Annotated in this window: 13 protein-coding genes; 6 read left to right on the top strand and 7 right to left on the bottom strand. The window is 55.0% G+C overall.

The genetic code is table 11. The features are described from left to right. Window positions 1–15: 15 nt before the first annotated feature. The 7 genes from DFER_RS07405 to DFER_RS07375 form a co-directional block, all read right to left on the bottom strand. Window positions 16–1,671, bottom strand: a complete 1,656-nt coding sequence (locus DFER_RS07405; RefSeq protein WP_015810999.1) for a glycoside hydrolase family 43 protein — start codon at window positions 1,669–1,671, stop codon at window positions 16–18. Beyond that, on the bottom strand, window positions 1,658–3,109 hold the full coding sequence (locus tag DFER_RS07400) for a glycoside hydrolase family 28 protein (RefSeq protein ID WP_229206201.1): 1,452 nt from the start codon (window positions 3,107–3,109) through the stop codon (window positions 1,658–1,660). Before DFER_RS07400 ends, DFER_RS07405 begins: the two co-directional genes overlap by 14 nt. Next, window positions 3,024–3,326, bottom strand: a complete 303-nt coding sequence (locus DFER_RS30500) for a hypothetical protein (RefSeq protein ID WP_229206200.1) — start codon at window positions 3,324–3,326, stop codon at window positions 3,024–3,026. The genes DFER_RS07400 and DFER_RS30500 overlap by 86 nt, the downstream gene beginning before the upstream one ends. 55 nt (window positions 3,327–3,381) lie before the next feature. After that, window positions 3,382–5,028 (bottom strand): RagB/SusD family nutrient uptake outer membrane protein, encoded by a 1,647-nt coding sequence (locus DFER_RS07395; protein WP_041734793.1) that lies wholly within the window; start codon window positions 5,026–5,028, stop codon window positions 3,382–3,384. A 21-nt stretch (window positions 5,029–5,049) separates the two neighbouring features. Continuing rightward, on the bottom strand, window positions 5,050–8,358 hold the full coding sequence (locus DFER_RS07390) for a TonB-dependent receptor (RefSeq protein ID WP_015810997.1): 3,309 nt from the start codon (window positions 8,356–8,358) through the stop codon (window positions 5,050–5,052). 131 nt (window positions 8,359–8,489) lie between these two features. Then, window positions 8,490–9,536, bottom strand: a complete 1,047-nt coding sequence (locus DFER_RS07385; protein WP_015810996.1) for a FecR family protein — start codon at window positions 9,534–9,536, stop codon at window positions 8,490–8,492. 618 nt (window positions 9,537–10,154) lie between these two features. Next, on the bottom strand, window positions 10,155–10,703 hold the full coding sequence (locus tag DFER_RS07375) for an RNA polymerase sigma-70 factor (protein WP_015810995.1): 549 nt from the start codon (window positions 10,701–10,703) through the stop codon (window positions 10,155–10,157). Between the two features lie 343 nt (window positions 10,704–11,046). On the opposite strand from DFER_RS07375, the gene DFER_RS30495 reads away from it, so the two are divergent. From DFER_RS30495 to DFER_RS07340, 6 genes are all read left to right on the top strand, one after another. Continuing rightward, window positions 11,047–12,477 (top strand): Gfo/Idh/MocA family protein, encoded by a 1,431-nt coding sequence (locus DFER_RS30495; protein ID WP_015810994.1) that lies wholly within the window; start codon window positions 11,047–11,049, stop codon window positions 12,475–12,477. 399 nt (window positions 12,478–12,876) lie between these two features. Next, a complete protein-coding gene (locus DFER_RS07360; RefSeq protein ID WP_015810993.1) occupies window positions 12,877–13,722 on the top strand; it encodes a heme-binding protein in 846 nt (281 codons plus the stop codon). Between the two features lie 34 nt (window positions 13,723–13,756). Next, window positions 13,757–14,953 carry an FAD-dependent oxidoreductase gene (locus DFER_RS07355; protein ID WP_015810992.1) on the top strand — a complete coding sequence of 399 codons (1,197 nt, stop codon included), beginning with the start codon at window positions 13,757–13,759 and terminating at the stop codon, window positions 14,951–14,953. A gap of 9 nt (window positions 14,954–14,962) precedes the next feature. After that, window positions 14,963–16,726, top strand: coding sequence for a flavin monoamine oxidase family protein (locus DFER_RS07350; protein WP_015810991.1), 1,764 nt, complete (start codon window positions 14,963–14,965; stop codon window positions 16,724–16,726). A 126-nt stretch (window positions 16,727–16,852) separates the two neighbouring features. Then, window positions 16,853–18,685: a malto-oligosyltrehalose trehalohydrolase gene (gene treZ / locus DFER_RS07345; RefSeq protein ID WP_015810990.1), complete on the top strand. Its 1,833-nt coding sequence runs from the start codon at window positions 16,853–16,855 to the stop codon at window positions 18,683–18,685. A gap of 87 nt (window positions 18,686–18,772) precedes the next feature. Further along, on the top strand, window positions 18,773–22,987 hold the full coding sequence (locus DFER_RS07340; RefSeq protein WP_015810989.1) for a two-component regulator propeller domain-containing protein: 4,215 nt from the start codon (window positions 18,773–18,775) through the stop codon (window positions 22,985–22,987). Window positions 22,988–23,249 lie beyond the last annotated feature (262 nt).

Raw genomic sequence — 23,249 nt, 5'->3', positions numbered from 1 at the left:
TGACATGGTTCGACACTAATCTTTCGTCAGTCGGAACCAGTCGTAATCTGCATAGCCCGAGTCGTTGGTTTGTGTTTCGCGGGTGCAGAATATGCCCGCTTTCGCACCGATCCACCTGCCTGGCTCCGCTTTGAATGTCTCCCCGGTTGTTTTAAACTCGGTGCCGTTTTCGCTGTAACTGAATGTGCATTGGCCGCCTTTGCTCACTTTCACGCGCAGGTACAGGTCGGTTTCCGGCTTCCATTCCGCCAAAACGCGCTCCGTTTCCGGCTTTCCGTCAGCAGCTTTCGCGCAAGTGGCATAAACCAGCTCCATTTTATTTTTCCCGCTCCGCAGATAAATGCTCGCATAGCTTTGCCCGATGATCACCAAACCCGTCTTTTCGTTGCTCAGATTGGCGTTCGGGGTAAATCGGAATTTGGTTGTGACGGTAAATGCCTCTGCCGGAAATTTCTGCGACAGTACATTTGGGGCGTCCCAGAGGTTTTTCGCCTGTGCGGGTGTTTTGTAACTATATAATCTCAAAAAGCCCGCCGCGGGCATGGCCCATATGCCTTTCGGGTTCGCCTGCCATTGCCATTGTTTTCCCAATGCAGGCCCGCTGAATTCGTCGGACTCGGGCGGAGTGGCGGGCGGGTATTGCTTGGCGGTCAATGGTTTGGCGTACGTCAGCACGGGATCGCCGATGCCGTCCCCGTCCGGGTCTGTGCCGATTACCGGCCAGTCGTTCACCCATTTCATTGGTTGCAGATGCACCACGCGGCCATATTCGTTTTTGTCCTGAAAATGCAGGAACCAGTCTTCCGATTTGCCGTTCACCGGGCTGGTGGTTACCCAGGCGCCCTGGTGCGGCCCGTTAATGCCCGATTTGCCCTCGGCCATCACTACTTTCCGCTCATAAGGACCGTACACGTTTTTGGACCGCAGCACAATCTGCCAGCCCGTAGCCACGCCACCGGCAGGGGCAAAAATGTAGTAAAAGCCATTTCTTTTGTAAAATTTGGGCCCTTCCACGGTTGGGTCAATCTTGTGGCCATCGTACACGAGCGCGCCGGCGTCGGTCACTTTGGTGCCTTCCGCATTCATTTTCTTCACCGTGATCACGCTCTTGATGCCCGCGCGGCTGCCCGCCCATCCGTGCACGAGGTACACCTGCCCGTCGTCGTCCCAGAGCGGGCACGGATCGATCAGCCCTTTTCCTCCTTCCACCAGCACCGGCTCGCTCCACGGCCCCGCAGCATTTTTAGCCTTGGTGACATAAATGCCGAAATCCGGGTCGGGGTAGTAGATATAAAATTCTCCCTGATGAAACCGGATCGCCGGCGCCCACACGCCGTTGCCATGCTGCGTTTGCTCAAAATGCTCGATCGGCACTTGTCTCGGCAATGCGTGGCCGATCAGCGTCCAGTTCACAAGATCTTTGGAATGCAGAATGGGCAGGCCGGGCACCGCGTCGAAACTGGATGCGGTCATGTAGAAGTCGTCGCCCACGCGGCATGCGTCCGGGTCGGAGTAATCGGCGTGCAGGACGGGGTTTTGGTAGCGGCCGTCGCGCAGATCGGTCACCCAGGTTTCGGAAATGGATGTTGGTTGTGAAACCGTTTTTTTCTGTGCAAATGCCGAGGTAGCCAGCAATGCGCCGGCTACCCAGCAGTATTTATTTACCTTCATGAATAACCAGGCTCTTCTCCTGTGCTCCTTTTGAAAATTCCTTTACTTTTTGTGCTTTCGACGCGTCGGTGTGTGAAATGCTGATGTTCTTGCTGCGTTCGCCATTTACCGAAATTAGCGTTTCGCTGCGGTCGTTGTATTTGAGGCCGTCGAATGTGACATTGGTGGCATTGTCTGTGAAAATCACCGGTTTGGAATGCTTTGTGATCAGTTTCACATCCTTGAAGCGGATCTGGTCGGCGTCGGTAAGTTCCACGCCGGTTTCCGCTGAAAGCACCATGTTTTTCATCACAATATTGCGCACCGGCATTTCCGGTAACCCGCGCACAAACACGCCTTTGGTAGCGCCATTGCACACGATATTTTCAAAATGCATGTCTTTGAAAACCGGCGTGCCCTCATTCACGACAGGCCGCATATCACGCTCTCCGTCGGTCGCGAACTTGACGAAATAATACAGGTCGAAGAAAATCGCTTCCTGCTTGATGTCTTTCATATTGATATTCCGCGCATAAATCTTCTCCACCACGCCGCCACGACCGCGTACCGATTTGAAACGCAGGCCCTTATCGGTGCCCATGAACGTGCATTCCTCCACGAAAATGTTTCGGGCGCCACCGCTCATTTCGCTGCCTACCACAAAACCGCCGTGGCCCTGGTACACGATGTTGTTGCGGATAATGCCGTTTTCGGTCGGGATACCGCGCTTGCGGCCTTCCTCGTCTTTGCCTGACTTAATGCAAATGGCGTCATCACCCACATCGAGCACGCAGCCTTCGATCAGGAAGTTTTTGCAGGATTCGATGTCCATTCCGTCGCCGTTATGGGCGTATTCGGGGTTTTTGACACGTACATTGCGGATGGTCAGGTCCTGAACCATGAGCGGGTGCAGGCACCAGGCGGCCGAATTCTGGAACGTAACGCCTTCCAGCAACACTTTTTTGCAGTTATTGAAAACCACCAGGTTAGGCCGCAGAAAATCTTTGATATCCGTAAAGTCCGCAGGCTTTTTGCCGCCTGTCAGCAGCATGCTCTTATTGCCCACGCTGGCGCTTTTAAACTGCTCGCTCGGGTACCATACCTTGCCATCGTCTTTCAGCACGCCGCCCGAGGCGATTTTTTCTTTCCATTGAGGCTCGGTGAGCTGGTTTTTGTTTACAGCCCGCCACACATCGCCGTTTCCGTCCACAATCCCTTTGCCGGTAATGGCCACATTTTCAAGGTCTTTTCCCGAAATGGGCGACTCGTTCCGTGCGGCGGCTTTTCCTTCATAAAAACCTTCGGTAATGGCGTATTGCGACTTGTCGGTCGTGAAAAGCAGCAGCGAGCCCTCCTGCAAATGCAGGTTCACATTACTTTTCATCACCACCGGCCCCGTGATCCACAGCCCGGCCGGGAACCAGCACCACGCCGCCGCCTTTTTTGCTGCAACTTTCAATGGCCTGGTTAATGGCCTTTGTGTTGAGTGTATGGCCATCGGCCACCGCGCCGAATGCGGTAATGCGGACGGTGTCCTTGCGGAAAACCGGTTGCTGGATCTTCGGCAGGTTGGACCAGCTGTACGGTGCCGACTGAGCGGAAGCTTCCGGCGCTGACACGTTGCACCAGGCCAGGGAGGCGAGGGCCAATGCGGCAATTTTGGTTTTGTAAGTCATAGCAAAAGAATCTTCCTGCCTTTGAGGGCAGGAAGACGTTTAATAGAAAATGGATTTATTGATAACCGGCATTCTGATTGAACTCGCTTTTGTTCACTACCGCGTCGAGCTGGGTTTGCGGGATCGGGCGCAGGGTATGGTGCTCCTGAATGTTGATTGCATTGTCGGGGGCGTGTTTTTTAACGCGCTCCACCAGCTTGCCGGTCCGTTTCAGGTCGAACCAGCGGAGCTGCTCTCCCGCCAGCTCGCGGGCACGCTCATCGAGGATGAAATCCAGGGTTACGTCGGCCGGTTTGATCTGCATAGCCGCCGTCTTGCCCGGTTTCGCAGCTCTCGTGCGCACTTTGTTGACGTACTCCGCGGCTGCGGCGAGGTCACCCAGCTGCATGGCAGCTTCGGCGGCGATCAGGTATACTTCCGCAAGGCGGATCACGAACACGTCGCGCGCGCTTTGCGCCTCGTTCAGGCTGGCGCGGGACGGGTCCATAAACTTCGAAAGCGTCGGGTAGCGCAGGTTGTCCTTCACGGTGCCATCGGCAAGGTAAATGTCGCTGCGGTCGTAGGTCTGGTACTTTTTCGAAGCTTCCACGTTATCCGGGATTTCTTTTTTAGTGCAGTAAACAGCGGTATCACCTTTTGCAATGCCCGTAGGAAGCGTGTTTGAATTGGCATACCATACTTCCATAAAACTGCCTTCGTAACGGGCGTCGTCGGCCGAGAACAGGTCCAGCAGGAAGCGGGTAGGCATGTAGCGGTTAAACGGCCGGCCGTTGGTAATGTCGCGCGTCATGCCGGGGCGGTCGTCGTACTTCATCAGGAAGAGCAAATGCGCGTTGTTGCTGCCGCGGCTGTGGCCGTACGGGTTGAAAGTCGAGTTGGCGAGGTCGTTCAGGGCGAGGTTAGCCGCGTAATCAACCGTGTAAATCACCTCTTTGGACTTCAAATTGCTCATTTTCCACAAATCGGCATAGTTCGCTTCAAGCTGATAGCCGTAGTTGCCTTCCAGTACCGCTTTGGCCATTTCCAGCGCCTCTTTGTTCATGCCCCGGGTGAGGTACATTCTGGCCAGAAACGCCTGCGCGGCGCCCTTTGTAACGCGACCATATTGCGGCTGCGTGGCGGGCAGGTTATTGGCTGCTATTTGCAGGTCTTCGAAAATCTGCTTGTAGAATGTCTCTACCGGTGTTTTGTTGGCGGTAGTCACGATGCCGTTCGTTTCGGTGGTGGTGAAATGCACGCCGCCCCAGGTTTCGACGATGTGCCAGTAGTAGAATGCCCGCAGAAAGCGCAGCTCACCTTCGCGCACGAGGCGCAATGTGGCTGAAAGGCCGGCTTCGTCAATGCGGTTGATGCCCCCGTTGCAGAGGTTGATCGCCGCGTAAAACTCCCGCCATTCATTGGTAAGGGCCGTATTGCTGCCTTGCAGGTTCAGGTATTGGGTCAAATCGCGGTACACTTCGCCGGCGCCGCTGGTCCAGATGTCCGTGCCGGTTTCAGCGATGTTGTAGCCTTCTTCCTTGCCGTACCACCAGCGCTGGTACGAGTAGGCGGCATTCACAAGCGTTTCGAAGCCCTCGGGCGTCGTGTACACGTTGGCGGACGTCAGGCCCGACGGGTTGTATTCTTCCAGCGTATTTTCACAGGCAAACAGCCCCATGAGGGAAACCGCTATTAACCCTGTTTTCAATAGTTTTGATCGCATTGTTTCGACTGGTTTAAAGGGTTAAAGGTTTACATTCAGACCAAAAACGAACAGTTTCGTCATCGGGAAGTTCTCCGATCCGCCCCGCTCGGGGTCGTAATCGAGCTTGGTGAATGTCGCCAGGTTTTTCGCGGTGGCATAAATGCGCAGGCCGCGGATGATTTTCCAGTTGAACTTGTCTACCGGCAGGTTGTACGCGAGCGTCACGTTACGGATACGTGCGTAGGAGGCGTCGCGATAACCGAGCGTCGACAGGTATTTGAGGCCCGCGTTCTTGTTCGGTCGGGGGTAGTCGTTGGTCGGGTTCTCCGGCGTCCAGTAATCCAGTCCGGCGGTGCTGTTGCCCACACCCTGCTGGTCGAAGCGCGCGTAGCGATCGGAGTTGATCATCGATCCTATCCTTGCGTAAATCATGAAATTCAGGTCAAACCCTTTGAACTTGATGGTATTGTCCAGGCCGCCGCTCCATTTCGGGCGCGGGGTGCCGAGGATCACGCGGTCGTTCACGGCGTCGATCTTGCCGTCGCCATTCTGGTCTTTTACCTTAATCTCACCGGGCAGCTGCGTGGGCGACATTGCTTTCGCCTGTTCCGCTTCCGATGTCTGCCAGATTCCCAGTTTTTCATAATCGTAGAAAACGCTGATCGGGCTGCCGATGAACCAGCCGTTGCCAATGTCGTTGCCCTCCGTTACGAGTTCGGTGATCTCTTCTTTGTTTTTGGTAAATGTGAGGTTGGTATTCCAGGTAAAATCGCGGGTGCGCACATTGGTGGTCCCCAATACGACCTCGATTCCGCGGTTGCGGGTTTTACCGATATTCTGTTTCACGGTGGTTACGCCGGTAGTTGGCGGCAGGCCGCGATCGAGCAGCAGGTCGGACGTGCGGGTGTCGTAGTAGTCGATCGAACCATTAATGCGGCCATCGAACAGCCCGAAGTCAAGACCCAGGTTTTGCGTCGCCGAAAGCTCCCAGCCCAGGGCCGCATTGCCGACATTCCGGGAGAAAGTGTAGGCCGGATAAGCCACTTCGTCGAATCCGAATGCAATGCGCGTGAGGGTGGTTTGCGTCGCATAAGGGCCGGATGGGTCATTACCCGCGATACCGTAGCTCACACGCAGTTTCAGATCGCTGAGTTTCTTTACATTTTTCATAAAACCCTCGTCGATGATCCGCCATGCGAATGCCGCCGAAGGGAAGAATGTCCATTTGTTGCCCGGCGCGAGTTTGGACGAGCCGTCCTTCCGTGCTGTCAGCGTGAGCAAGTACCGCTCCTTAAAGCCATAATTCACCCGCGCTGCAAAGGAAACGAGGTTGTTTTTGGAATAGGCCGAATTGATTTTAATCTCTTCCGTAGCGCTGCCGAGGGAGTAAAAGAGCTGCGAGGGAATCAGCTGGTTTACCCCCGATGCCGACGCATTGTCCGAAACCGTCGCGAGCGAGCTACCGATTCCCGTGAAAGTAAAGCTATGTTGTTCAAATACCTTTTGGTAAGTGAGCACGTTCTCCCAGTTAATGGTACGGCCGTTGGATACATTATAAGTAGCCAGGGATTTGCCTGTCAGCGAGCGGTCGATGGACTTCGGTGAGGAATATGCCCCGTTGCGCGAGCTGGACAGGTTGGCGCCCAATGTGCTGCGGAATGTTAGTCCTTTCAATGGTGTAATTTCTACATAACCGTTTGTGAGCGTGCGGGTTGTGAGAATATTGTTGTTAAATACGCCGGGCTGCTCGTCCGAAAGCGGGTTGGCAGTTTGTCCGTCGAGCATGATGAAGTTGAAATTGCCGTTTTCGTCATAGAGCGAGCCCAGCGGGCTGATTTTGTTGGCCTGGTTCAGGGGGTCGCGGCGGACGCTCTGGTTGTAGTAGGTGAGCTGGCTTTGCAACCCGATCTTCATCCAGTCGGTAAGCGTGTAATCCACGTTGAGGCGCGCGGTGTAGCGCTTCATTTCGTCCATTTTAAGCACGCCTTTTTCATTGAAATAATCCACTGAAACGTAGGATTTCAGCTTTTCCGAGCCTCCCCGGAAGCCCAGCTGGTAGTTCTGCTGAAAGCCCGGGTGAATGAGTTCTTTCTGATAATCCGTCCAGGTCCCTTTTTGCAATGCGTCGTATTCGGCTACGTTGGTGAAAATCGCCGGATCGTCGGCAGGGCTATTCCACACGCCCGCGGCACGCCAGGCTTCGCGTTTGAAATCGCGGAATTCGGTGATATTCATCGCGCGGGGATACATGGTCACCTGCGAAACACCCGCGTAGGAGTTGAAAGAAATGTCCGGACGACCGCTTCTTCCTTTTTTGGTCGTAATCAAAATAACGCCGTTCGCACCGCGTGAGCCGTAGATCGCAATCGAGGACGCATCTTTCAGCACTTCCATGGATTCGATGTCGTTCGAGTTGATGTCCGCCAGGTCTCCGTACTGCACGCCGTCGACGATAATGAGCGGGGAGTTGTTTCCACCTATCGAACGGTTACCACGAATGGTAATGTTCACGCCCGCGCCCGCCTGGCCGCTGCTGCGGGTAATGTCCGCACCGGCGATCTTGCCCTGTACGGCGTCGAGGACGTTGTTGGAAGGCACTTCTTTCAGCTGCTCGCTTTTGAGCTGCACCACCGAGCCGGTGAGGTCACGCTTGCGCACGGCGCCATAGCCGATCACCACCACCTCTTCCAAGGCACCAATATCCGGTTTCAGGGATACATTAAATGCGGTCTGCGCGCCCAGCACCACGTCCTGGCTCTGGTAACCTACGAACGAAAACGTGAGAATGGCCGAAGGGTCGTCGGGCACAATGAGGCTGAATTTGCCCTCGCCGTCGCTGGTAGTTCCGCGGTTGGTCCCTTTCAGCACCACGCTCACGCCCGGCAGTACGGCATTCTTTTCATCGGTCAGTACGCCGGAAATGGTGCGGTCGACGGCCTGGCTTTTCTGCGGGGCCATTGATTCCTCGCGCGCCGCATTTTCCAGGACGATCTGCCCGCCTACCACGCGGTAGGTGAGGTTCAAAGGGGAGAGGATTTCGTCCAAAACGGCATCCAGGCGCACATTATTGACCTCCACACTCACCGTCCGGGCCACATTCACGCGCTCGGAACTGTACACGATGCGGGCTTTGGTCTGTTTTTCGATGCTGTTGATGACTTTTTCAAACCGCTGATTGCGGATTTTGAGCGTCACCAGCCGCGACATTACTTCCTGCTGAAAATCGATCGCCAATGCCGACTGACAGGCGAGCAGGGTAACCACCACGAACCATAATAGCAGTTTGCGGGTAGAATTTTTGCCCTTGTAACCGGTAAGGCTAAAAAGTAAAGGTTCTGTTTTTTTCATACCTTTAAATGTTTTATTGAATGGACATTTGATAAAATGAAGCTCCGGAGTGGCTCGATTCGCTGTCGGTCTCCCGGATTTTTTCTGGCGCTGGCCCATGTTCGCTGCATGGCCAGCGTTTTCGTTGGCGGCTATGTATGCATATCGGAATGATTGGGTTTACGTGTCTGGAAAGCGTGCGTTCCGCGGCTTTGGCAGCCCGGCCCTGAAATGCGGATGGTCGATCCGCTTACCTTATATCTGGCGCCCAGGGCGGCGCAAATGATGTCCATTTGTACAAAAAGCGGCTGTCCGCTCAGGTCGGCGGTGAGAGGGCAGTTCATGATCTGGCTCGTTTCGGCATACACATCCACGCCCCACGCATCGCGCAGGTGCTGCGCTACCTGCGACAACGGCGCATTACGAAACCGGAACGACACCCCGGCATTCAGCAATCGCGGTCGCTCCGACAGCCCTGCCGAAAACCTGCCGGAACTGCGGTCGAATGTAGCGGTGTGGTTGGGGCTCACGAGCATATCCACCTCCTCTTTGCTGTTACGCTCGCTGTACACCGACACCAGGCCGGTCACCACTTCTACCTTCGTTTGCCGGCCGTCGGCCCCGGTATTCACCCGGAAACTCGTCCCGAGCACCTTGGTCGTAACCCCGCCGGAATGCACGTAAAACGGCTTTTTGGAATTTTTTCTAACACTGAAAAACCCATCGCCTTTCAGCACCACCTCCCTTTTTTCCTCACTAAACCGGCTCGGATAACGCAATGAACTGCCCGGACGCAGCTCTACCACGCTGCTATCTTCCAGCATAACGGGGAGGACGGTTTCGCCGTCGTTCCGCTGCTCCTGCCAGGTGTAAGCCGTGAGCGGCACATTGCGGTCGGCGCGCCGGCCCGTGAAAAACCAGCCGATCAGTACGAGGGAAGCCGCCATAGCCGCCCACCGCAGGTAAACGGACCGAAGCGGACTGCGTCTTTCGCGCTCATGGAGATCGGGCAGGGATGCCTGTTCCTGCATAGATACCCACATCCGGTCTCCGGCCCCGTCCAGATCATTCTCCGAAACATCGTCTGCATTCTCGTTTTCCAGCAGCGCGAACCAATGCTCCACGAGCTGTTTTTCCTGCTCAGAGCATCGTCCCTCCTGATATTTCTCCAATAATGCTGCGAATTGTTCCCGGTTCATTGCCTGAATGGCTGCTAGTGTTTCCGGTAAGTAGTCAAAATGCAACCCGGTATTCCGCAAAAGTTTTTAAATGTTATTGGATTAATTATATTGGGAGGGTTGTTTGTGTAAAAAGTTATGGGTTTAATGCAATTTGGGGAAAGGCGGAGTGGAAGGCAGGGTACAACGGGAGGAACCGAAGGAATGGTGGAATGGGTGCGATGAAGGATTCGGATGCAATGTAACGGGTGGAATGGAAGATTGGGTGGAAAGGGTATAGAAGGATGGAGGATTGGGTGGAATGAATGGAAGGAATGCAAGATCGGGTGGAAACGAACCCAGCAAAAACGGCAAAGCAAACAGGCCCGCTAGGGCCACCCTGTTTATAGCAATCCGAACGTGCCCCACGTTTTGGCTCCGTCGGAGCCTCCTAATCACAGCGAAGGAGGCTCCGACGGAGCCAGCCACCCGATTGCATTGCTATTTCTATAAACAGGCTGCCACTCCGTGGCTTTTCATGCGTTCTTGGACTCCACTTTGCCATCTGCCACTCTGTGGCTTTTCATGCGTTCTTGACTCAACTTTACCATCGTCCACTTCCTCTTCGTTCGCTTTCCGCTTTTTCCATTGCTGCCCTTTTCAAAAATAATCCTTTAAATAAACCCGCAATGCCTTCACTACCAAGCTTAGGTGATGCTCGACGGTGCGTTGGGGCATTTGGATTTGGGAGGCGATTTCGCGGGTGGATTGGTTTTCGAGGCGGTGGAGGCGGAAGATGGTCTGGGCTTTTTCGGGAAAATGGCTGAGGCGCTCCTCGATGTTCCGCATGAGCTCGCTTGCATTGAGCTGCTCTTCGGTGGAGCAAATGGAGTCGGAATAGCCGGCGAATGCGTGTGCCATGTATTTCTCGCGCACCATGGCCGATTTGAAATGGTTGATGCACGAATATTTGACCGACGTGATCAGGTAGGCTTCGAGGTTGTCGATCTGCAAAAGGTCGCGGCGCTCCCAAAGTCGCAGGAACACATCCTGGACGATGCTTTCGACTGCTTCGCGGTCGTCCACCTTGCGGAGTGCGAGCAGGTACATTTTTTTCCAGTAGCGCTGGTAAATCTCCCGGAATGCCATGCCGTCGTCGTGGCGCATTGCGTCGACGAGGTGTTGGTCCGAAAGAGATTTAAGGTTCATTTGCTGCTGGATAGTGTCGTAAAGCCGGTGCGGGCCATCCTGAAAGAAAATTGGATTATTCCGATAGGTGCCAATTTGCCGGATACTTGCCCGGACTTAATTTGAATCCATTTTTGATCGTGACCAATGCAATCGGCCGATTTTTTTACGCAGACGTTGCCGGGAACGTTGTCATTCGGGATTTTTATAAGGAAAGCCATACTTTTTCCCGGCAAGACAAAATTATCCGGCTAGATTTGTCAGAATGACATTTGAAATATTAAAGGAATACTTTGTGTAAAAGCGGCGGTAAATGTCCGCCGCCACAGCCTTTGTTTTAAGCCATTCAACACCTTGATTTGTCATGACTATTTCCAGAAGAAAATTCATCCATTCCGCCACAGCCTTCGCCGCCGGCGCCGGGCTTTCCCCCATTTTTGCAGAACCTGCGCAAGTTGGTCGCAGGGCCGGTTCGGCTGCCGACAAAATCCGCGTAGCCGCGATCGGGATCAACAGCATGGGGTGGGCGGATGTGAATGCAGTGATTAAAAATCCCGGTGTCGAATGCGTGGCACTCTGCGACGTGGACCGCAACGTGCTCGATAAACGCGCCGGCGAATTCGCTTCAAAAGGCATTCAGGTAAAAACCTTCGGTGATTACCGCAGGGTGCTGGAAAACAAGGACATTGATGCGGTGGTGATTGGCACGCCCGACCACTGGCATTGCCTGATGATGGCCGAGGCCTGCGAGGCCGGGAAAGATGTGTACGTGGAAAAGCCCATCGGCAACTCCATCGCCGAATGCCGCGCGATGGTGGCCGCGCAGGAACGTTACCAGCGCGTGGTGCAGGTGGGGCAGTGGCAGCGCAGCCAGAAGCACTTCGCCGATGCCGTCGATTTTGTGCATTCGGGAAAGCTGGGCAAGGTGGGCCTTGTGAAGGTTTGGGGGTATTTCAATTACGGAGATCCTATTTTGCAACGGCCGGACGGTGCTGCACCAGCCGGCGTCGACTATAACATGTGGCTGGGCCCGGCGGCGAAACGGGCGTTCAACGCCAACCGCTTTCACGGCTCGTTCCGCTGGTACTGGGATTATGCAGGCGGCATTCTCACCGACTGGGGCGTGCATTTGCTGGATTATGCCTTGCTGGGAATGAAGGCTTCGGGCGGGATGCCGTCCGCCGGTACGCCTGCCGCCGGTACGCCGGCCGCAGGATCGCCTGCTGCCGGGTCGCCTGCCGCCGGTTCGCCGTCCGCCGGTTCGCCGGCCGCCGGTTCGCTGGCCGTTGGTCCGAAGCGGGTGAGTGCGAGTGGTGCCATGATGCGAAACCCCGGCGCGGAAACGCCTGATACGCTGACGGCACTTTTCGAGTACGACGATTTCAATATCCAGTGGGAGCACGTAATCGGCTATGGTGCGGGCATTTACAACCGGCAGCACGGGGTAGCATTTCTGGGCGAAAACGGGACGCTGATCGTCGATCGCAAAGGCTGGGAAGTGGTGCCGTACGAAAAACGGATGGCAGCAGTGCCGTTCCAGGCATCGTCGGACAACGGGCTGGACGAGCATGCCAAAAACTTCGTGGAAGTGATCCGCTCGCGGCGTATGGGCGACCTCCACGCACCCATACGTGCCGGCGCCGACGTAGCTATACTTTCTCAAATGGGCAATATCGCTTACCGAACGGGAAGCACGCTGCATTGGAACGCCGCAAAGGGCGAGTTCGACAACGCCGCCGCCAACAAGCTGATCGGAAATGCATACCACAACGGCTACAAAATGCCACGAAGCTAGCGCCGCCAAAACGGGCAGCAGTCCCACCTGACCGCTGCCTGAAAACAAGGCTCCCGCCCCGATTTCACCCAAAACCCCGGAGCGCTCAGCAGACTGACCGCCTCCGCGCTTCGCTGCGACTTTATCTCCCAAATATACTTCCGGGCATTCTCCCGGCGGCTCCTCCGTGGCCGCCCGGATCGATCGTTGTCACCGAACTGTCGATTTTTTACCGTTAAATAAGTTTAGAAATAATAATAGTTTGAATAGAATTTATCTAATCTATTTTGTCGAAAAATGTAAAACTAATTCTAATACGCAGGTGATCCGAATCCGGTGGTGGAGTGGAAATGAAGCGGGGGTTCACAAACCAGAGCGTGATGAAACCGCATTCATTTTTCAATCTAACCATCATACACCATGTTAAAAGTTGCTAGTAGTGCTCCCCAAACGACCCGTTTGGGTGGCTCCCCCACAGAAACCACATCCATGTTCGGTCCGCTTACCGACCTTATCGGTACGTGGGTGGGGAACAAGGGCTGGAACCTCGTAGCGGTCCCCAACCAGCGGGGCGGGTTTATCCTCCTCGTGCAGCCCTACACCGAAACCCTCACCGTAACGCCCCTGAGCACGCCTACGCCCAACCGCGGAACGCACATTGTGCAGCAGGTGCCCACATTGCTTTACCAGCTTACCATTCATAGCAATACCGACGGCAGTTTGTTGCACGCGGAAAACGGCACCTGGCTTTTGTTGCAGGATTGCCCCGATGAGTTCAGCATTGCCCGCCAGGCGTCGGTGCCGCACGGGGATTCGCTGCTGGCGCTTGGCGGCTCGTCGGTAACCGGCGGTGCGCCCGTTTTCCCCGAAATCAGTACATTGCCGATCACCGGCCCCGGCTCGAAGCCGCTGGGCTATACTGATCCTTACCTGACGCCCATGCCGGGTTTCAACAAGGTGAACCCCAATGCGACCTTGCACGACGCGATCGCCGGGCAGACGATCACCTCCGCCACCACCATTTCAGTTAGTACGGCCAACAAGGGCGGCATTACCAACATTCCATTCATCGTTCAGAACGCGAATACTACGAGTTTCGAGGCTACCTACTGGATCGAAACCGTGCAGAACCCCAACACCGGCGGGTCGTTCCTTCAATTACAATACTCGCAGAATTCCATTATCGAGTTCATTCCGCAGTTCCACGATCCGTCTAAGCTGATTCAGTGGCCGCATGTGAACATCAACACCCTCGTGAAACAATAGCATTCAGAAAGCCTTCACAATAAAAAACGATATTATGTCGCAACCATCAGATCGTCATTTCGATGTGATCGTGGTCGGGGGAGGGGCGATTGGCCTCTCCACCGGCTACCATTTGGGAAAAGGAAAGGCCAAAACGCTGGTCCTGGAACAGTTTACCTTCAAAAACCAGCTCGGCAGCTCCGCCGGCGTGTCGCGCCAGTACCGCATTCCTTACCCCGAAGAATACATGGTGCAAATGGCGCTCGATGCCCAGCCGTACTGGGACGAGCTGCAAAGCCTCACCCCGAAAACCCTGCTCGACAAGGTGGGGACGCTGTGGTTCGGCGATCCGGCCGTGCATTCCACGGAGGGCAACATTGCCGAGGCCGAGCAGGCGCTCAAAGCGCTGAATGTGCCTTACACGAGCCTCACGGCCAGGGAGATCGAAGCGCAATACCATTTTCGCGACCTGCCCGATACTTACACCGGCCTTTTCCAGGCAGACGGCGCAAGCATCGACTTCCGGGCGACGATCGAAACGCTGTACGAGGCCTGCGAACGCGATCCCTACACGACCTTGCAGGACGAATCGCCGGTGACGCGCATCGAGCAGGACGGGAGCCTGTTTCAAGTAACTACCCCGAAAGGCGTTTTTACGAGCGAAAAGCTGGTGTTGGTGCCGGGGCCTTATGTCGATAATGCGATCAATCTGCTCGGTTTCACCATCGAAGCGACTTATTGGAATATGTCGTCGTGCTATTTCAAGAAAACCGACCCGACGATCCAATATCCCACCTGGTTTGTATTCCAAAATGCCATCGGTTCGAATGGTAACCAGTTTTACGGCTTCCCGGGCGTGGCCTGGGACCATCCCGAGTACATTCGCGTGGCGCCGGATTTCGTGATCGACCCGCTCGCCAGTCCCGAGCAGCGCACGCTCGTGCCGAACCCGCAGGAGCTGGCCTACACATCCGAATGGGTGCGCCGGCATATGACCGGTCTCGACCCGACGCCGCATTTCACGTCCACCTGCCTCATAGCCCTCAGCAAGATCGCCAACAAGGAACTGCTGATCGACTTTGCGCCGCCGTATGTACCCAACCATCAAAACATCGTGGTTTACGCCACCGGCTGGGCCGCCAAATTCACACCGTTTTTGGGCAAAATACTGACCGAAATGGCGATTGACGGCCATTCTACGTTCGATATATCGCCGTTCAAGCTGGGCTATAATTATTTCAAAGCGCTTTAATCCAAAATCATGAACAAAAACACGCCACTTAACAACGGAATGAAGCCCGGCCTGGAAACCGAGGTCGCCATCATCGGTGCGGGAACGTCCGGCCTTTACAGCGCCTTCCGGCTGACGGAGGTGGGCAAATACACCGGATCGCAGGTGCAGATATTCGACATGAGCGAGCGGCTCGGCGGGCGGCTCGAATCGGTGGTCCTGCCCGGGATGAACTTTTGGGGCGAACTGGGCGGCATGCGTTACCTCACGTCCCAGGAAATCGTCACCACGCTCATCGAAGGTTACCCGCTCACGGAAAAAGACCCGGCGAAGCGGAAATTTGTGCTCAACGACCGCATGACGCCCATTCCATTTCCGATGGGCAATGCGGCGGATCTGCTGTTTTACCTCCGAAAGGAGCATTTCAAACAGGACGCGTGGAATGTGGCGCAGCAGAATGGGGAAAAGCTGGTGACAAGGTATTATCTCAACGACGACGACATCGGTTTCAGCTCCGACCAGCTTTTCAATAAAATCATTTACGACGTGCTCATGGCCGATCCGTGGTTCGTAGAAAACTTCTCCGACAGGGTCAAAAAAGGCCCGACCGAGTACGACTACGCGTTCATGCTCACCAGCGAGGATTGGGACAAGGTGAAGCCGCATCTGAGATACCACTTCCCCGGTTCGCCTTATGACGGCCGGAAGGTCAACGACCTCGGTTTCTGGAACCTGATCAAGGACCAGGTTTCGCAGGAAGGTTATCTGTTTGTCGCGAATGCGGGAGGTTATTATTCCAACACGATCAACTGGAATGCCGCGGAGGCGTTTCCGTACATGGTAGGCGATTTTTCGGCGGATGTTACCTATAAAACCATCGGGGAAGGCTACGACAGCATTGCCTATGCGCTGGCAAATCAGTATACGGGCATCGAGGGTGCGTGTATCTGGTCGGAAAACAAGCTGATCACGTTCTCGAAAGGCCACGAACGGCGCGATGATTTCCGCTACGAGCTGACATTCCTGAACATTCCTTCGAATACGCTCTGGCATGTTTATGCAAACCATATTATCCTCGGTATGCCGCGCAAATCGCTCCAATTGCTCGACCAGGAGAACTTTTTCTTCAATGCCAATGAAAATGCACGGCTTTGCGGCAACATCGAGTCGGTGATCATGGAGCCTGCATTCAAGATCCTGATGGGCTTTCCCGAGCCGTGGTGGAAGAAGCTCGGCATCGATTCGGGGCATTCGATCACCGACTTGCCCATGCGCCAATGCTACTATTTCGGGACCGACGAGCAGACCAACAACGCTATGCTGCTAGGCAGCTATGGCGATATGGAAACCGAGACTTTCTGGAAAGCACTTTCCGAAAATGAAGTTTTGTTCAAAGTCCGGGCAGCGCGGTCGGCCTCGCTGGACGAGCTGAAAGCATTGGAACACGAACAGGCAACACAGCTGATGGTGAACGAAATCATGTCGCAGCTGCGCGAGCTGCACGGCCACGAGGTGGAGATTCCCGAGCCTTACGTGACCTACTTCCGCGACTGGTCCGACGATCCGTTCGGTGCCGGTTACCATGCGTGGAAGGCCGGGGTGGCCGTTTGGGACGTGATGCCCTACATGCGCAAGCCCAATGCCGACGAGAATATCTACGTCGTGGGTGAAGCCTATTCCGACCAGCAGGGCTGGGTGGAAGGCGCATTTTGCGAAGCCGAAAAGATGCTCGACAGCCACTTCGGTCTCACGCGTCCGCATTGGCTGAACGACCGTTACTATATGGGCTGGTGACATTCAGTACATATTATAGTAACCGAAAGGAAGTCCGTAACCGGGCTTCCTTTTTTCTTGTGGCACCGGGGCACAGTTTTATTGGTAAGTGCGCAGTTTTTATGAATTAAACGTTTCGATCCAACGATGCGCAACACAGGTGCAAGCTTCTCCGCAGGACAATGTAAATTCACGGTTTGGGCTCCCGAAAAAGATGCCATGCAACTCGTCATCGACGGCCGTCCGCCAGCCGATATGCTCAAAGACGAAGAAGGATACTTCGAACTCGACGTGAGCGACATTGCGCCCGGCGCGCGGTACCGTTTCGCACCAGCAGGCGGCGACAGCTATCCCGATCCTGCGTCGCATTTCCAGCCCGACGGCGTGCACGGCGCATCCGCGGTGGTCGATCACGAAGCTTACCGGTGGAGCGATGCCGGCTGGAAAGGCCTCCCGTTGCAGGATCTTATATTTTACGAGGTACACACCGGTACTTTTACACCCGAAGGCACTTTTGAAGGGATTATTTCAAAACTAGATTACCTGTCCAGTCTGGGTGTCAATGCGATCGAGCTGATGCCCGTGTCGCAGTTCCCGGGCGGGCGCAACTGGGGGTATGATATGGTGTTTCCCTACGCCGTGCAGCACAGCTACGGCGGTCCCGATGGCCTGAAAGCGCTCGTCGATGCCGCTCACGCAAAGGGTATCGCCGTGTTTCTCGACGTGATTTTCAATCACCTCGGTCCGGAGGGTAATTACCTGCCGCAATTCGGGCCGTATTTCACCGATCAATACTGTACGCCCTGGGGCAATGCGATCAACTTCGACGGCGAATGGTCCGACGGCGTGCGGGCCTACTTCTGCCAGGCCGTCATGCATTGGTATGAGCATTACCACCTCGACGGCCTGCGTGTGGACGCCGTGCACATGATGTTCGACAATGGCGCCGTGCATTTCTGGGAACTGGTGTCCCGGGAGCTCAATGTAATGCGCCAGCGAATGGGCCGCAATTTCTACCTCATTGCCGAAAGCGACCTGAACAGTCCGCACGTGGTGAAATCGCCGGAAAATGGCGGCTGGGACTTCGACGTTCAATGGCTCGACGACTTCCACCACGCATTATATGTGCTGCTCGATGAAAGCGGACGCGACCGGTACGAGGATTTCGGCAGCATCGGGCAATGGGGCAAGGCCTTTACCGACGGCTTCGTGCACAGCGGCGAATACGTCAGGTTCCGCAAGCGGCGGCACGGCGCATCGTCGGCGGGCATTCCGGGCGAAAAATTCCTCGTGTTCAACCAAAACCACGATCAGGTGGGCAACCGCGTCGGGGGAGAGCGACTGAGTATGCTCGTCAGTTTTGAAAGACAAAAACTGGCTGCCGCCGCCATTTTGCTGGCTCCCTATCTGCCTATGCTCTTCATGGGCGAAGAATATGGCGCGCAGACGCCCTTCTTCTACTTTGTGAGCCATTCCGACGAAGAACTGATCCAAAAGGTGGTGGAAGGCCGCAGGAAGGAATTTGAAAACTACAAGTGGGAAAAAGATCCGCCCAACCCGCAGGATGAAACCACTTTTCAGGGCTCCAAACTCGACTGGTCGGAGCCGGAGCGCGGGGAGCACGCTGCTTTGCTCCGCTGGCACCGCGCTTTGATAGCCTTGCGTAAAACGCATCCGGCCTTGCGCCATTTTGCCAAAAACGATGTGCGTGTAAACATCGTCAGCGACACTTGCCTGGTGCTTCACCGCCGCAGCGCCGACCAGCAGACCGAACTGGCCTGCATTTTCAACCTCGGCGAAACAACCGCGGATGTGGCATTACCCGGCGACGCGCAGCCATGGATTACGATATTGAACTCGCGCGACGCGGATTGGAATGGTGAATCAAAACCGGCAACCGAGCCCCAGGAGCCCGCTCCGCTGCAAGAGGGCAAAATCGCAGTGCAGGGTTTAACGGCAATCGTATGTGAGCGTGCGTGAAACTTAGATAGTCGCCCCGGATTATGCTATATTTGAAGTTCCGCCCGGAAAAAAACGGGGCGGCTCAGGATTGCATTGTTAGAAAATATGTCTGGAAAAGTGGCTATGCGGGTGATGAAACGCATATTTTCAAATTTATTGATCGTTTTGCTCGCGGCGATCTGCTGGCTGCCGGCAGTTGGGAATGCGGCGGACCCTGCGGCGGGGCGCGTGCTGCGCTATTCCATCGGTGAAGGGCTTTCTTTCGGCGTGGTGAACAGCATGACGCAGGACAACGACGGGCTCATGTGGTTCGCGACGGGCGACGGCGTGAGCCGGTTCGATGGCACCACGTTCCGCAATTACAAATACGACCGCAGCGATCCGCACAGCTTGCCGGGTAATTATGTCAAATCCATTCTCCGCGATAAGGACGGCACGATCTGGGTGTCCTCGCGCGACGGGATCGGAGAATTTTTACCTGCCAAGCAGCAATTCAATCGATATAAACCATTCCAAAACCAGAACGGCGCCGGAAACGACGTGAGCGACATCAGCCAGGGAGGCGGCAATAGTCTGTGGCTGGCGCTGAACGGCTCCGGTTTCGCTTCGTTCAACACCCAAAATCATCAATTTACCCTCTATAACCAGCAAACGCTGCCTGGGCTTTTTACCAATTCCATCCTGAATGTGTTCGAAGATTCACAGGGAATGCTGTGGCTCGGCTCCCGCGACAGCGGCATTGAGGTCTGGAAAAAAGGCGGGTCGGGCAAGCTGGTGAAAGTCGCATTCAATTTAAACAATGTGCCTTCGGCGAGGGTCAATGCGATTTACGAAGATCACCTGCGCAACGTCTGGATCGCATCTTCCCGCGGGTTGATCCTCTTCAAGCGGAGCGAAGGCCGCTTTTACGACTTGCATATCGATACATTCCATCACAGCGACATCTACCTTTCGGTAATCGAAGACCACCGGCAAAACCTGCTCATCGGCGTGCAGGACGGCGGCATTTACAGGCTCGCATTGGATCAGGTAGCGTCGCGGCCGGCGGAAGCCCTCATTTTTGAACCGGTTCGGGATAAGGACAATAAAGGTATTACGCAGCGTTCGGTGCAGTCGCTTTATATTGATAAGGACCGCAACGTATGGCTCGGCACGTACGGGGAAGGCACTTTCCTGATGAGCGCTATTCCCGAGAAATTCAGGAAGTTCGAGCAAAAAACGATCGATTCCCGCGCCGAAGGATACTTGCGCTACTACGGCATGTGCGCGGACAAGGACGGCAACCTGTGGATTGGCACCGATGGCGATGGCATTTTCAAAACCACGGCCTCAGGCGAGGTATTAAAGCATTATGCCGCGTCCGCAAAACCCGGCCAGTTACCGGATGGTGCCGTAATCGCCGCGCACCGCGACCGCCAGGACCGCCTGTGGTTCGGGACTTATTCCAAAGGATTGGTGCGGTACGACCCCGCCACGGATACTTTTAAACGCTACGCCCACGATCCTGCCGACCCGCATTCCCTCGGGAGAAACGACGTGCGGGTGATTTACCAGGACAAGCGTAAAAATGTATGGGTAGGCACCAATGGGGGCGGACTGGGGCTGCTCGATGAGCGGACGGGTAAATTCCGCAGTTTCGTGCCATCCAACAGCTCCATCAATGCCAACGACGTCCGTGCCATTACCGAGGACAAGTATGGCAACCTGTGGATCGGGACTTATGGCGGCGGGCTCAACTACCTCAATACCCGCACGATGCAGTTCGTTTCATGGTTCAATGAGGCGGGGAAAGAGCCTTTTTTGTCCAACCGCATCATATTTTCCCTTTACATGGACCCGCTCGACCGGCTATGGATAGGGTCGGAGGGTAATGGGCTGCTGCTGTTCGACACGCGCGCCAAATCGGTCCGCTACTTTGATGAAAAGCGCGGGCTTGCAAGCAATGTGATCAATGCCATCCAGCCCGAGGGTACGGACAAGGTTTGGGTGAGCACCGACAAAGGCCTGTCGCGGATCAGCGCACGCACGGGCGCTATCGAGAATTTCGATACCAGCCACGGCTTGCAGGGCGGGCAGTTCAACCCTGGTTCTACATTATTCAATGCCAAAAGCGGCCTGATGAGCTTCGGCGGAACAGAGGGCTGGAACCTCTTCGACCCGGCAAAAGTGAGCGCATCGCGGTACCAGCCGAAGGTGATGATCAGCGGAATGCGCATTTTCGGCAAAGACAAGGAAGGTAACGAGCCGGTTTCGCTTTTCGAATACCTGGGCAAAGCGCGCCGGTTCACCATCCGGCCCGGTCAGCCGATCTTCACGATTGATTTTACGGCATTAAACTACGCCTACCCGGAGCTGACCCGCTACGCCTATATGCTGGAAGGGCTCGATAAGGATTGGAACTATGTACAAAATGAGCGATCGGCAACCTACCGTTATTTGCCGTCGGGGAATTATGAGTTCAAGGTAAAAGTGGCCAACCAGGACGGGGTTTGGTTTGATGACTACGCTTCGTTGCCGATCCGTGTGATGCCGCCCTGGTACCAGAGCTGGTGGGCGTACATGCTGTACATTCTGACGGTCGGCGTGGTACTTTACTATTACCAGCAATACAAGCTCGGGCAGGAGAAGATGAAGTACGAAGTTCAGCTCGCGCAGCTCGAAACGCGCCAGCAAATCGAACTGAATGAGCGCAAGTTTTCGTTTTTTACCAATGTATCGCATGAGTTCCGCACGCCGCTTACATTGATTATCAACCCGATCCGGGAAATGATGCAGGCCGCGGGCGCGGATGCCACTTCGCCGAGCATGCACATCATTTACCGCAATGCGAAGCGGCTACTCAGCCTGGTGGACCAGCTGCTGCTTTTCCGCAAGGCCGACCAGCAAACCGACCAGCTCAAACCCGCCGCTCATCACCTGCCACAGCTTATTACAGAAGTATTTCAATGCTTCCTGCACCAGGCCGAGCAGAAGCACATCCGCTACGAGCTCGCCCTCCCGGAAGCGGAGCTGGAAGTGATTTGTGATTGGGAAAAAATTGAAATAGCCGTATTTAACCTGATTTCAAATGCATTGAAATTCACGCCTGAACATGGCACTGTGAATGTGCAGGTGGTTGATATGGGCGAGCAGGTGGAGATCGTCGTGAGCGATACCGGCCCGGGCATCCCGGCGGATGCGGGCGATGACATTTTCAAGGTGTTTCACCAGTACGCCGACCGCCGTTTTGCGGCCAAAGGTGGTTTTGGAATTGGATTATACCTGGCTAAAACCTTTGTAGAAAACCATTTCGGAACGCTGCAATATGAGTCGGAGCTTGACCGCGGCACGACGTTCCGGGTGCTGCTGTGGAAGGCCCATCCGGGGCTGGCTTCCGGTGCCGTTGCGGGCGAAGCGCGCGACTCGGTGTTGCTGGAAGAACTGTCCGATGGCGTGCTGCCCGTGAAAGCACCCGCCTTGCCCGACTGGCAGAGCGAGTTACTCGACATGAAGGAGCCCTCGCCCGGCATTTATACGATGCTTGTGGTGGACGACGACCCGGAGATCCGGCAATACCTTTCGACGGTGTTCGCGGGAAAGTACAAAATATTCGAAGCCGGGAGCGGGGAGGAGGGGCTGGAACTTGTGCGCAAACATTTGCCCGATATCGTGATCAGCGATGTGATGATGGGCGGCATTTCAGGCATTGAATTGTGCCGGCAGATGAAGCTCGATATGGCATTGAGCCACATTCCGGTGATCCTGCTCACGGCAAGCACCTCCCAGGACGTCCGGCTCAAAGGCATCGAAGGCGGGGCCGACGACCATATCAGCAAGCCGTTCGATAACGGCATACTCGTGGCCCGCGTGGCTTCCATCCTGCGAAACCGCAACGATCTTCAACGGTATTTCTACAACGAAATCACGCTGCAAACAAGCGATTTTAAGATTTCGGCGGAGTACCGGGAGTTCCTCACCGAATGTATCCGCATTGTAGAAAGCCACATTACCGACTCTGCTTTCAATATAAAAGTGCTCGCTTCCGAGATCGGAATGAGCCATTCCACGCTGTACAGCCGCATTAAGTCCATTTCCGGCCAGTCGGCGACGAGCTTTGTCCGGTTCATACGCCTGCGCAAGGCCGCGCAGCTGCTGATCACGACCGACACGACGATCAGCGAAACGGCATTCAGCGTCGGCATTAACGACATCCGGTATTTCCGGGAACACTTCCAGAAATTGTTTGGAATGAAGCCTTCGGAATATGTGAAGAAATTCAGAAAACCCTTCCACGAGCGTACGACGATCGACAAGGATATTTTCCGTCAGAAATCCGTGTAACCGCGGGTTTATTGGAGTTTCCCCAGCTTTTCATGCCTGATTCTAACAAAATCAGGCATTTTTTGTGAATTCACCCCCTCTTTAATGCGAAAATGTCCCCCTATGGCCGGGTTGAAATAGTCCTACTTTTGATTGATCAATTTATAAATCGCGGCGATTGGCACCCCGGCTTATGACTATTTCAAGATTACCGGATGTCCGGACCAACCGCCTTCGCCCGCCGCTGTTTTAAACTGGTCCCGGCATCCAATTATTCAACTTT

The sequence above is a fragment of the Dyadobacter fermentans DSM 18053 genome, assembly GCF_000023125.1.
Lineage (GTDB): Bacteria > Bacteroidota > Bacteroidia > Cytophagales > Spirosomataceae > Dyadobacter > Dyadobacter fermentans.
Note: the sequence above shows the minus strand (reverse complement) of the source record. Positions and strands in the feature narration are given on the sequence as shown.